Source organism: Pseudoalteromonas sp. NFXS53, assembly GCF_056629255.1.
The window spans coordinates 38429-51280 of sequence record NZ_JBWVBR010000009.1 but is presented as its reverse complement, the minus strand read 5'-3'; the positions used below and the strand labels follow the sequence as shown (position 1 = coordinate 51280).

The 12852-nt window shown below is 38.8% G+C and carries 12 protein-coding genes; 3 read left to right on the top strand and 9 right to left on the bottom strand.

The features are described from left to right. Positions 1–67: 67 nt before the first annotated feature. Positions 68–820: a substrate-binding periplasmic protein gene (locus AC1HJP_RS11245; protein WP_480361902.1), complete on the top strand. Its 753-nt coding sequence runs from the start codon at positions 68–70 to the stop codon at positions 818–820. Between the two features lie 28 nt (positions 821–848). On the opposite strand, the gene AC1HJP_RS11240 is transcribed toward AC1HJP_RS11245, so the two are convergent. Further along, entirely contained in the window at positions 849–1904 is a 1056-nt protein-coding gene (locus AC1HJP_RS11240) for a hypothetical protein (RefSeq protein WP_480361901.1), read from the bottom strand. A 63-nt stretch (positions 1905–1967) separates the two neighbouring features. After that, positions 1968–3029: a hypothetical protein gene (locus AC1HJP_RS11235; protein ID WP_480361900.1), complete on the bottom strand. Its 1062-nt coding sequence runs from the start codon at positions 3027–3029 to the stop codon at positions 1968–1970. A 285-nt stretch (positions 3030–3314) separates the two neighbouring features. Between AC1HJP_RS11235 and AC1HJP_RS11230 the strand changes: the two genes are divergently transcribed. Next, on the top strand, positions 3315–3566 hold the full coding sequence (locus AC1HJP_RS11230; protein ID WP_480361899.1) for a TIGR03643 family protein: 252 nt from the start codon (positions 3315–3317) through the stop codon (positions 3564–3566). A 38-nt stretch (positions 3567–3604) separates the two neighbouring features. Here AC1HJP_RS11230 and AC1HJP_RS11225 read toward each other — a convergent pair whose 3' ends face one another. From AC1HJP_RS11225 to AC1HJP_RS11210, 4 genes are all read right to left on the bottom strand, one after another. Then, the gene (locus AC1HJP_RS11225) at positions 3605–3949 is read right to left on the bottom strand and encodes a 5-carboxymethyl-2-hydroxymuconate Delta-isomerase (RefSeq protein WP_480361898.1); all 345 of its coding nucleotides are present in this window, start codon (positions 3947–3949) and stop codon (positions 3605–3607) included. Between the two features lie 60 nt (positions 3950–4009). Next, a complete protein-coding gene (locus AC1HJP_RS11220; protein ID WP_480361897.1) occupies positions 4010–5359 on the bottom strand; it encodes a leucine-rich repeat-containing protein kinase family protein in 1350 nt (449 codons plus the stop codon). Between the two features lie 143 nt (positions 5360–5502). Continuing rightward, positions 5503–6039 (bottom strand): DUF924 family protein, encoded by a 537-nt coding sequence (locus tag AC1HJP_RS11215; RefSeq protein ID WP_480361896.1) that lies wholly within the window; start codon positions 6037–6039, stop codon positions 5503–5505. Between the two features lie 34 nt (positions 6040–6073). After that, positions 6074–7252 carry a MerR family transcriptional regulator gene (locus AC1HJP_RS11210; protein ID WP_480361895.1) on the bottom strand — a complete coding sequence of 393 codons (1179 nt, stop codon included), beginning with the start codon at positions 7250–7252 and terminating at the stop codon, positions 6074–6076. Between the two features lie 196 nt (positions 7253–7448). Between AC1HJP_RS11210 and AC1HJP_RS11205 the strand changes: the two genes are divergently transcribed. Next, the gene (locus AC1HJP_RS11205; RefSeq protein ID WP_480361894.1) at positions 7449–8285 is read left to right on the top strand and encodes an acyl-CoA thioester hydrolase/BAAT C-terminal domain-containing protein; all 837 of its coding nucleotides are present in this window, start codon (positions 7449–7451) and stop codon (positions 8283–8285) included. A 57-nt stretch (positions 8286–8342) separates the two neighbouring features. Here the strand turns inward: AC1HJP_RS11205 and AC1HJP_RS11200 are convergent, their stop codons facing one another. The 3 genes from AC1HJP_RS11200 to AC1HJP_RS11190 form a co-directional block, all read right to left on the bottom strand. Further along, complete coding sequence (locus tag AC1HJP_RS11200) at positions 8343–10307, bottom strand: pre-peptidase C-terminal domain-containing protein (RefSeq protein ID WP_480361893.1); 1965 nt, start codon at positions 10305–10307, stop codon at positions 8343–8345. Positions 10308–10406: 99 nt separating this feature from the next. Continuing rightward, positions 10407–11057, bottom strand: a complete 651-nt coding sequence (locus tag AC1HJP_RS11195) for an Lcl domain-containing protein (RefSeq protein WP_480361892.1) — start codon at positions 11055–11057, stop codon at positions 10407–10409. Then, positions 11054–12622 (bottom strand): ethylbenzene dehydrogenase-related protein, encoded by a 1569-nt coding sequence (locus tag AC1HJP_RS11190; RefSeq protein ID WP_480361891.1) that lies wholly within the window; start codon positions 12620–12622, stop codon positions 11054–11056. Before AC1HJP_RS11190 ends, AC1HJP_RS11195 begins: the two co-directional genes overlap by 4 nt. Positions 12623–12852: the final 230 nt, after the last annotated feature.

The window sequence follows — 12852 nt, the reverse complement described above, 5'->3', positions numbered from 1 at the left end:
TAGATTTCAACTATCATTCGATGTTTTTTGCTCTATGCTTAAATAAAAGTTGATGATGGTGTTATCAATGAGGCGAATTACGTTTCTACTTTCTTTTGCTTGCCTGGTTTTTTCACAGATTTTACTTGCACAAAACTGTAAAAAGATTGGTGTAGTAGCTAGCTGGCCTCCTCTAACCGTTTTCGATAGTACAGGTGCAACAGGTCTTGACGTTGAGATTGTGCAAGCAATATTTGAAAAAGCTGGTTTGTGCTACAAATTTGTGCGGCTTCCCTCTAGTGCAAGAACCTTTGAAGAAATGGGGAAAGGTGTCATTGATGTTTCCACCATGACAAGCTTTACAATTGAAAGGCAAAAATATGGAGTTTTCTCAGAAAGTTATCGAGATGAGAAGATGAGATTAATATCTCTGTTTAAACCAAGGCCTATACAAAACCTCAAAACAATCCTCAGAAAAGATAATACCATTGGCTTAAGCATTGGGTCTTATTATGGAAAGGAAATAAAAAAACTACTCGAACACCAAAAATTCAAAGAACAGTTTGTGAGTTTGGCTAGTGCCAACAGCCGCATCTCAATGCTGATTAAAAACCGCGTCGATTTTATTATCGATGACCTCATCAGTGCACATTACTATAGAAAAGAACTCGGCCACGACAACATTAAAGTATGGCCTTACATCGTGCATGATAACCCCGTCCACCTTCTGCTTAGTCACAAATCATTCACACCATACGAAGTTAAAATAATTAATGAAGCAATAAACGAGTCACAACCTAAGATTGATGCAATTATGATGAGTTATTTAGTTAACAACTAATTTTTAATTATAGATAAAGTGGTTAGCGCTAATTTGCCATGCCTTTTAAAAACGCTAAACGCTTTTGTTCCGTGTCATTCGGTAGGTAGTCTGTTCTTTCTATCCCTGACAGATCAACACCATCGAATACTAACTTTTCAACCTCTGAATTACCAAAGCGAGATGGCTCTGCAGGGTGCGTTGATCGCTTTTCTATGGTGAAAGTGGCTAGCTCAAATTCACTTGCGTTTGGCATTACACTTTGATGTGCTCGCAACAAAGCCTGTTTTTGCCCTACTTCTAATTTGGTTTCAGAGACTAAAGAGGCGATAGGTTGCCCGCCTGAAAACAAATTTGCTCTCACTCTATAAAGACCTGCTTTCTCAACTTTAATATCAATGGGGAAAACTAAATCAGCATTTTCAACAAATGGTTTGGCGCCACCTGTAATCGTTGCACTTTTTTGGTTGTAATTAATTTGTGCAACGAGAGGGATTTCATCACCATTTACATTAACTAATGCGGTGATCTGCAAGTTTGCTGGGTAGTCACTACTCCCATTGATTTGAGCTAAGTATTCATCTTGTGAAGATTGCATCGATTGACTCGATAAGAGTTTGCGCGTATCAGCATCCTGCACTTTCAATTTCACGCCATATATATCATTTCCTTTGACCAGAACCTTAATAGCCTCAGGTGCAACGAAATGATATTTCTCAAGCACCATGGATATTTTCACATTACTATCTTGCGTGATCATGGTCACCGGTTCGAAATAATTTGGGTTTAATAAGCTAAAGTCATTTAAAGAAAGTGGCTGTGAATATGGCGGAAATTTTAAAGTTTGCTCGTATTTAGTTGCTATAATTTTTGCCGACTCAACAATGGATTGATCAAAGCTTGTTGGCATAGGTTTCTTACTTTCTTGAGTGTCTTTTTGAATGATTTCTTGCGAAGAATCCTTATCATCAACTTGTTTGAGTACATGTGCTGTTTTTATCGCAGTATCTAATTCATTATCGCTGTTTTGTTTTGAACCTAAAAAATACCAGATACTTATACAACCAAAAGCAACAAGCCCAATAATAATTTTGTTTTTCTTCATAGTATCAACCATACAAGGCCGTAATAGTTATACGGCCTTAATAACATTACTCAATTTGAACTTTTATAACGTGTTGTAAATTAACTTAGACATGCTTTGAGAGTCAGAATCACTCACATATTTATAATGAGTTTTAAAGATCCAAAATCCATAATCTTGCTGATAAGTAGAAAATGAAATTGTATCGCCATTATCCAGTCTTAACGCGTCATTAGCTGCTGTCACTTTGCCTTTTTGCTTATTCAGAATGATTGATAAATGATCATAGTTATCAGACATCAACATTGGATAGTGATTGGGCATAAAGCTTGTCACTGCATCACCTTGTGATGAGATTTTGCCATCAAAAGCGATACTTGACGCACAGCTACCAAAGTCCCCAGCTTTACTAGCTCCGCAGCTTGAATGTGAAGCTACTACGCTATCATCTTTGCCTTTTAAAAATAGCTTGGTTGCACCTAGAAATAAATCTCCCTCACCTACGAACCTAAGTCTTGGCGCTCTGTCACTCGGTAGTGCAGCCAATTGTCGCGCATTATTGACTTTAAGGTCATTCAAAACACCTAACTTATCAGTTAATGGGCCACCCAACCAAGCTTGTAAAGCCGCTTCAATCAATGGGTTCCAAGATGTCGCACCTTGAGTCACATTCACTGCTAAATCTGCCAATTCACTACCACCACCAGCACCAGCTATATCAAATGTTGCAATGATATTGAGCGGCTTAAGTCCGGCTGCACTTAACCAGTTTGCTTGGTTATCAATAATATAGCGTGCGACCAAATCGCCCGTTGAGTGCGTAACAAGTACACAACCTTGCTCACATACGCCACGTTCACTCATAGACTTTAATTTTGGCCATACGTAATCTGTTGCGATTTTACCTTTAACGCGTTCAAAGGAAGGCCAATCTATTCTTTCATCAGCCAAAGCCCCCCAATAATCAGCCCAATAGCTTTCGCCATCATTGCTAACTGTATTTGGCGAACCAAACAACAATTGTTGCGGTTGAAAACCATGAATTAAAACAGTTTTATAATTTGCTGCACTTGCAACATTAGTTAGTGTTAAAGCCCATACTGCAAAAACTAAGCTTGTTATTTTCATTGTGTTCAGATTGCCCATTGCAACCTCCAAGTTTCTTGCAAAAATAACCTGATTTCGATTACGCGAAATCAGGTTTCCCGTGCGACATCTGGTATGACATCTGTCCAGATGCAATTAGAGTATTAGATCGAAATATAAACATTTGCAATATTTCATTTACATTTGTTCACGTTTTATGTCAGAGATTTGAAAGTTTATTGAAGGCGCTTTGATATAACTGGCTAATAAAAATAAAGAAAATTTATAATCTAAAACTGAAAATTTTCCGTAGAAACAAAGTCATTTTTATAGAATTTAAAAAGTATGGATTTATTAGAGCATGAAGTTTCCCGCATAATCGAAATGGCTTGGGAAGATAGAACACCATTTGAAGCAATAAATACGCTATATGGTTTAAATGAAACGCAAGTTATTAATTTAATGCGAAAAGAAATGAAACCCAGCAGCTTTAAAATGTGGCGAAAACGCATGGCGGGTCGTGAAACTAAACATCTAAAGTTACGCAACCCTGACATCTCACGCGGATATTGTAAAACGCAATATAAGCACCGCTAGAGTTTCTGCTAAAAATATTGCTTGAGAAGTTATGAGCTTTATAACTTCTCTAGATTACAATAAGTTGCTTTCTCAAAATCACTGACGTTCATCGCGATATTCTCAATACTTGGAAATAATTCTGCAAGTTTAGAAACGATAATCTTAGAAAGTATGGCTTTTTGTTCAGTTGACCGTCCTTGCATTATATGTGCAAATACATGAATGAAATCAGTACTTTTATTACCAACTAAGTATTTTTGATAAGGGTTAATCCTTACCTTAATTTCACTTTCAACAAATAGACCTGAAGAGTTCGCTGCATGGTGAATGCTTGCCATCAAATCTTCTTCTGTATAACCATCAAGAATAGTGTCTGAACAATCTAATATAAAATGAGGCATGAATAGTCCTTATAATTTCATCTATGAATTCAGCAAGTGTTGTTATCTCCCTTAGCCTGTTTAGCTAAAAGTTACTAATTCTTTAATATCAGCGAAGCTTGGCCTGTGTGATATGTCATCATTCAAACACGCATATCGAATGTTTGAAACTTTTTCAAACAATGCCAAGTCCGTGAGCTTTGAATTCTCTCCAGTTTCTAACACATTACAATAATTCAATAAATCATCTAGCAAATTACCAAATGCTCTTACCTCGATACGCTCAAATTGCTGTTGCTGAACTCCAGACAAATTATGTAATTGCGTCGCAGCGCCAAAGTCACCGAACATCACATGGCCCTGTTCATTAATCATGGTGTTATGTGCGTAGAAATCACCATGACTGACTTGCTGATTATGTAAATGCGACAATACATCTGCTAACTGTTTAGCAATGTTGCTGATTGCCTCAATAGAAAATTGCGTGCCTTCTACAAATGTGTCTCTTGTACAGGTTTCATAGCTTGGAGGCAGGCCTAAATTTTCATAGCCTTTTGGAATTAAATCCATAAGTAGCGCCAAAAAATCTGGTGCAGAAATATGCGCAAATGTTTTGATCAAATTCTCATGCTGACCTGCAGTTAAACAAGCATTCAACTCATCTTCTGGGTAGCCGTCACTGGTTTTTCCGCCTTTAAACACCTTAATAGCAATGTCTGTGTCAGCATTACTTAATTTGCCTTGATAAATGACACCTGATGCGCCCTGACCTATCTGCTCATTAAGTAATATATCTTGCTGTTCATACTGGGCAATACCTGAATGGGCTTTGTGCTCTCCAACCAATGGATTACCAGATAGCGCCAGCCAAGCCAATTTTGGCAGTTTAAATAAACCCGCTGGGACTGAAGTTAGTTCATTTGCTGAAAGCCTAACTAACTCTAATTGCTTGCACTGTGTAAAACTTTCTGGAATTGCAGTAAGTTTATTCCCGGCTAATGCTAACTTCTTTAGCTGACTTAATTGACCAAAGCTTTGTGGTAATTGAGTTAGATGGTTATCGGTTAATATTAACCAGCGCAAGTTTTTAGGTAATGCAGTCTCACTGATTGACTCGATTTGATTCGATTTAAAACCAACCATGTCTAAGTTAAGACATTTTCCTAACACGTCAGGGAAAACTTTAAACTGATTAAACGATAGAAATAATACTTTTAAGTTTTTGAGCTGAACAAAACTGTCTGGTAATTCTGATAGCAAATTATTTGAGAGGTCTAACACTTCGAGCGTGTCTGATAAAGTAAGGATTTCATCAGGAAATTTAGATAAGCCTTCAACTAATTGCAGCCTTTTATAACCGTTATACTTCCCTGCTTTTAAATCATTTAGATTATGACATTGTTGCTCTTCTGCTGTTAGTCCCGAGATCACGCTTATTCGCCTCCAAAAAATAAAGGCGAGAGTTTAACTTATCTTTATGAATGATTCAGTAATGACGAGGCATATTCTATTTTTTAGCTTCAAAACAAGCAAAGCGCGATTAACTCACGCTTTTCGATTTAGCTTATAAAGGCCTAAAAGCTTGAATTTGGCTCACTCAAAAAAGCGATTTCTTCTTGGGTAGATTCTCTGCCTAAAATTTCATTACGATGTGGATAACGGCCAAATCTGTCTATGATCACTTTATGTTTAAGCTCGAACTCTAGGTTATTTTCGTTGCCATGTGCCGTATAGAGCTTTACAGCTTCTTCATGAATGCGTTTTGACTCACTGTGCATGAATGGCAGATAAAAGAAACTACGTTTATCAATCTCAACTAATTTATCAAAACCATTTTTAATGGCTTGCTGAGCAAGTGCCAAGGCGAGCGGATCTGCAGCAAAAGCTTTTGGTGTATCTCGATGTATATTCCTTGAAAATTGATCGAGTACAATCACTTCTGCAAGGCTAGACTCTGCATTCTCTCGCCATTCAAACAACTCTCCTAGAACCGCTTGTTGATGTAATGCGCCAAAGCGTCGAACAATCTCAGCATCAAATTCCAAATCTTTTTGCCACCACATCTTTGGAGATATTTCATTAAACCAAAAATCGAGTACTTGCTGGTACATTACATACATCCTAACAAACTATTAATGCTTAACTTTATAACGCATTTCTTTTTAGCACAAAGAAATGATAACCAAACTGCGTTCCATCATGGGACTGATAAATATCGAGCTCTCTTTGAATATCTTTGATTGCTTGTGACTCTGGCATACTGGCTTTTAATTCATTCACCCGTGCTTGCAAAGGTTGCCAATAGTTTTGCCAAGCTTTAGCACTAATTGTGAAGTCATCTAACACCTCAAAACCCAGCTTTTTAGCTTGCATCAAACGCGTATCAACGTTTGTCATTGCTGGATATTCGGACGACCAAAATGCTTGATACTTTTCATTTGGCTTCGAAGTTAGCCAAACTAAATCACTGACAATAATCAAACCATTAGTCTTGAGCACAATCTTCCACTGCTTTAGAGCCTCTTCAAAACCCATAATATAGACACAGCTTTCAGCTAAAATGGCATCAAAACTATGTGCCTTAAATGGCAGTTCAGACATACTCGCACACATGGGAGTAACCTGTTTAGTGAAACCCTTACTCTCTATCAACTCTGCTAAGTTTGTTACCGCAATGGGCTCGTTATCTATGGCTGTGATCTGAGCGTTAGACTGTTCTGCCAATAAACAAGTCGACAAACCTTTACCACTGCCGATTTCTAAAATGCTACTAGCCTTACTCGGAATTTGTGAAATCGCTTTGAGCGTATCACTGTCGTCTCCCGGTCCCCAACGCGTCAAAGGTTCAAAAACAGTGAGGAAGTCTTGCATGTATTGGTCGTGTGTATTCATATCTTTTGATAACCACCTTATTCTTTGCGCTTCTTTTTCAGTAAAGCCCTGTTGTAATAACCATTCATAGTGCGCTTGTGGCGCAAGTTCATTTAAATGCGCATGAAAATCACGATTAGAACTTTCCCCCAGTAAACCAGAAAGTAATTTTCTCGCTTTCTGTTTTTGCACTATTTCTTCATCTAACAAGCGCAGTCTTTCATTTAAAAAACCTTTATCTATTTTGCCAGTCAGACAGGCAATACATTCTTTAAGTGATAATCCACCAGCTTGTAACTGCATGGCTAAAGTTAAACGCTGAGCATCCAATTCGGTGTAAACCCGATAACCATTGTCTAAACGTTGACCTCTAATGACACCTAATTTCTCGTAGTACAACAACGTCGTTCTAGATACGCCAACTCGTTTAGCCAACTCTGAGATTAAAAACATATAAGTCCATTCTGAGTGAATTAATTAAAGCGTATTTAAGATTAGCTTGTTTTGATGATGAGAGCATAAAGTGTATAGCTGTAGACAGGTCAAAAGAAATCTTTATAAAACACTAAAAAATATAATTGGTTACATTTCAGCCTTTAACTTTCAGTTTTTTCTGAATAAACTAAACAAAATTTTAAAGGAAATATAAATGGTTAAGTCAATTCAGTTTTTACTCATTACAATTGCCCTTCTTGTGATAAAAAATACTTTTGCAGAGGAAGCCACCTATTCAATCGAAAAAGTCAGTTATAAAAATCTAGTAGCTGAATTGTACCTACCTAAATCAAACAACCCCTTACCTGTTGTGATTGCTTTTGGTGGCTCTGAAGGCGGTATAGGCACAGGTAAAGCGAATGGAGAAATGATTGCCCCGCACGGAGTCGCAGTTTTAGCTCTTGCTTATTTTGATGCGCCAGGGATCTCAAAAACACTAGACCAAATACCTTTGGAATATTTTTTAGATGCGATTGATTATGTCGCAACCCATAAGCGGATTAATGCAAATAAAATAGGCGTTGTCGCAGGCTCGCGAGGCAGCGAAGCTGCATTTTTGATGGCAAGTTTAGATAAGCGAATTAAATCAGTGGTTGTCACTACTCCCAGTAAGGTCGCTTGGTATGGTATGACAAAAGCACGTTCAGCTTGGACTTACCAAAATAAGGATATCCCAGCACTGAGTCTAGGTTTAAGCAAAGAAGCAAAACTAATTGACCGTTTTTCTATTGCATTAAACGATGAGAAAAAATCAAACGAAGCCCAATTTAACTTTGAAGACATCAATGGTCCAATTTTACTTATCTCAGCTGAGCACGATCAAGTATGGCCCTCTTATGAAATGTCGAATGACATAAAGGCATACCTAGAAAGTCATCAGTTTAAGCATACGGTGATCCATAACGCGTATAAAACAGGTCATGGTTTTAGCCAAGAAACGGCTCCTGAAATTAAACTTTCAATAATTAATCATTTTGTAAAAACGCTTTAAACATGACAAAAAGAAAGCCAAGCAAACGCTTGGCTTTCTTTTACTTAAAACTAGAACTTATTCATAACTATAACTTAACGTCACACCCGAATAGGCTTTATAGGCTTTTACCCCAAAATGCCACTCGCCTGCTTTTGGGTTAGTGATTGTACAAGTTTCACTATTGCCACTTTTATAAGGACGACATTCATAACTGGAACTATTGGGTGCAGAACCACTTTTAACATATAAGTCCGCATCGCCCGTGCCACCAGAAATAGTGACCGTCATTTTGCTTACACCACTGGGTAAAGCGGCGCTTCGATATTGCCATTTATCGGTACTTGCTGACAGGTTTGTAAAGGTATCTGAACCGCCATTACCACCGCCGCCATTATTACTATAGGTTGCTTTTAAACTCACACCGCTAAATGCGCTGTAACCTTTAACGACCACATAGTATTTACCCGTTTGCACAGCATCAATACTACAAGTTTCATTATTGCCATTTTTATATGGACGGCAGTCGTATGTACTCGACGTTGGTTTGCTGCCATAACGCACATACATATCGGCATCACCTGTACCACCAGACATTTCGATTACCAAAGTACTTTGACCAGCTGGTACATCAATATAAAAACCGAGCTCTTGCGATGTATTGCCGCTGATATTAGTTGCAGCAACACTATTAGTCAGCTCGGTATCACCGATAGGATCAATAATGCCAGTATCAATAATTGTTAGCCCATTGGCCGCTTTGACTAAATTCAAAACATCACCAGCGCCTGCCGCATACCACCAGTTAACATTATTCGGTAGCAAGGTCAGATTTGCATCACGATCAGCTTTTGAAAGTGTGTTTGCAGTAGAATTAAATTGTGCAGTTCTCACATCAAGCTTATCACTTGATACCGTCAGCACTTTGAATTGTTGAATACTGGCAAGATCAATCGTCCAAGATTTAGGATCGTTGGCACTACGAGCAGGCGCCCCCCAACTTCCTTCCCCTACAAACACAGTACCGCCACTGGTTGTACTTGCAAAATTGTTACCACTTGGCTTAAGTGCTTGTGTCACTTTGTTGATGTGCGTATCAGACTCAACCACCAAATTCATTTTATGGTTATAGAAATGATCAGCCCACCAAGTATGCAAAATGGTGTTGTCTGATTTACCTGAATAATGCGGGAACATTGGCTTATGGTATTGTGCTACACGCCAACTTGCTGAGCCACCAGAGCTTTGAAGATCTTGTTGCAGCCAATTATTCATTGCCGTTGCATAACTCGACCAGCCCGAGTTCTTATATTGAGAATTCAACGTATAAACGCGTAATAATGGCGAAACGTTAAATGCACCATAGGTATCTTTCGCATCACACACATTATTGTTGTCGTAATCCACACCAAACACCTGGCACAGTGTTTTGTAGTTATCATCTTCATGATTACCATGTGTGGCAACAAACGGGTAGATCCGTTTGTAACTCAGCCCGTCGATGCTATCTGAAGAGAAAGTAAGTTGCCAATCATTGAGGTAACTGCTCATTTCAGAAGAGGTGTTAGCATTGGTATAGTCGCCGCCATGCATGATAAACAGTGGACGGATCTTAGCAACTAACTTATTGCCATTTTGTCGATTCGTCCATCCAGTACGTGTATCTCCACCAGCGATTGCGACAAAGGGAGAGTTGTCATTGGGGGCTGTTTTGAACCATAGACGTTGACCGCAGCCCGAATCATCACAGACGCGATAATACACGGCTTTATTCGCTGATAGTCCTGTGAGCTTTACAAATTTACTTTGTAAAGAACCATCAAAGGTATGGCTAGCTGTCACATTCTTTCTTTGCCATAAAGACTCATCTGTCGATACGCCATATTTGACATAATGATTAGTGCTGCCATCTGGAGTAAAGCCGATAGTCGCTTGGCTTTGTGGAGCATTGTCCCAGATAAGTCGATGATATTTACTGCCTGCTTGCGCGTTAAACGCACCAAGTAAAGCAAATGATATAGCAACCTTGCTATAAGTTTTCATAGTTGTTCCTTAGTACTGATATTGCTGTTAAAAAATCGTCTTAGACCAATCCTCTTAATTAAGTGATCTCTTTTAAGGGTTGGTATTAAATAGACGGGTTTATTGTGCATTAGCCTCCTTAATCGAATTGGGTAATTCGGAAGTTACTAACATCACAAATGCAGCATTTCTGTAGGGAAGAGTATTAAAACGCCCTTGATAAAAATCGACTGCAATCGCACCTTTATGTAGATGGCGATAATGACCTTCTAAAGGTTGCTCCGCGTCTTGTGTCCAATAATCGCCCGCTTTTATATGGCGGAAATAATCTGTAGAAAGCATTGCTTGCTGAGGTTTATCTTGAGTTTGTAAAATTGCTTCTACTTCTTGTTGTGTCGGTAAGCGCCAGCCTGTTACTTGGCAAAGCCCGTGTTGATTGGCTTTTCGGATCAAGTCTTGAGTATCACATCGTTCAGGCTCAAAATAACAATCGCCGCTATTTTTTACGCCAATTTGGTCGTTGAACCACGAATAACTCCAGTAACCATCATGAATGGATTCATCGTCTCGCTTCACTTCCCATAACAGATTTTCTTTTTCATCATAAACACAGACCCAAGGTCCCTTCCATGCAGTTATCAACTGACCGTCATTACTGACTTTATAAAATCTATTTTCTAGGGGTATACTCGGCTCACTCTGAATTAACTGACCAGCAGCTAAGCAAACTGTAAAAAAACCAATAGAAAGTAATAATCGTTTAAGCATCATAACTTTCCTTTTTGCCTAAGCGCCGAGTAATCCAATTTCAATGGCCTTTGATGACGAGTGTGTGCGATTTGCGCATGGTCAAAAGCAGCAACCCAAATGCAAACGCCCTCCTCTAATGCTACGTCATATTCAGAGCCTGTTTTGTTTCTCCTCGCGACTTCTAAAGTCCAATATCCGTCTTGCCAATGGCCTTTTGCTGTGACATCCCCTCTGTCTCCTTCAAAACGGTTCGAGCGATAAAGTACAGAGCTTAATAAAGTGCCCTCAGGGTAAGCGTCGAGTAATGCAGCATAAGGGGTACTTGAAAACCAGGGCATAACGGCTTGCTCAAGATCTTTATCTGCTCCTTGGTACTTTTGTTGATATTCAGGTAATGGCAAACGCTTAGGGGTGACTTTATCTTTGCCATACCAAAGCCAATTCATTACATAGGCGCCACTTTCTTTACCATCCGCAAAGTAACCTGCGGTATAACGCCTATTTCCAGATTTAGCGCTTCTTGGCGCGGCGATGACATTGTCATCCATTTGTACCATGTCATTAGTGCGTAGAGCTTTCCAATGCCAAAGATCACGTACTCTGCCATCAAGCGCACCATGGTAACCTTTACCATGCCAATTAGCCGGCTTGCCTTTGATGGGCGACTTGCCTAAATGCGCTGTGCCATCGCCGCCATGGTCGCAACTTTGACTTAGCAATACGGCAAATTTGTCTTCGTAATAACGGGTTTCATTGAATGTATGAAAGCCTTGCTGCTTCACTTGCCATTGTTGATTTAATTTAACCAATGGCAGGTGGGTTAGACTTTTAGTCTCATCTTGCCAACGAAACAAGAAATAGCTCTCGACATCGTTGCTGGCAATCTTTATTTGTACGGGGGTGTGACCGTTATTAAAGTTTGCCCCGCCATAAGTATTTATTTCATGCCATTGCACTTGCTGCCAAAACGCTTCATCGTCTTTACCATCAATCGCTATAAACGCCGAATTATTTAAGGCGACGACTTTATAGTCCGTTGACTTATATTGCTCAAAAATCCAAATCGCGACACAGGCAAAAATAACAAAACAGCCCAAATACAATTTTTGTTTTTTGAGCGCTTTAATTTGAAACAGCTTAGCTATTAACTTTTTGCCCTGTGACAAAAAATACACATAGCTGTGCAAAAATATAAAAGCAATAAATGTTAATGCGAAGAGATAGTGTGCTAGGGCAACCCAGTTCGTAGCCCAATCAAGCCAACGGATCAATCCTGTGGCGATGCAAGCAACAACAACTGCGTAACCTAAATAATTGACGATACCATGATATTTATTGTCTGTTGTTTTGTGAGTAAATCTCTTTCTGTAAAACACATAACTTAGGCATAAAACACCTAGCATCAACCCCGAATAATAATGCACTGTGTGCATTTGCCCTTGTGGCAGCAATCCGCTTAAAAAATCAAAATGAGCATATTTTAAAAGGCTGATCCTTAAACCTGTAGCAAGCGAAACGCCAACCAACACAATTGCTAGAAAATGTAGATTTAAAAAAAGTGCACGATTAGATTTTTTTCGATTCACAACAAGGGCCTGATTTCAATGTTCCAAAAGTGGAGCCACACCCTAATTGAATTAATTTACAAAAAAATTACATTTATCTTATAAATTTATGCGTAACATTTCTTAGACAACTAAACTAAATGGAATAAGTAATAAAATTTAAGTTAATTAGACGTTAATTGTTGCTAAAACCCCGTTTAACCCCCTAGTATGCAAATTAATCATCTACAATAAAAAGTAATAATCGCAGG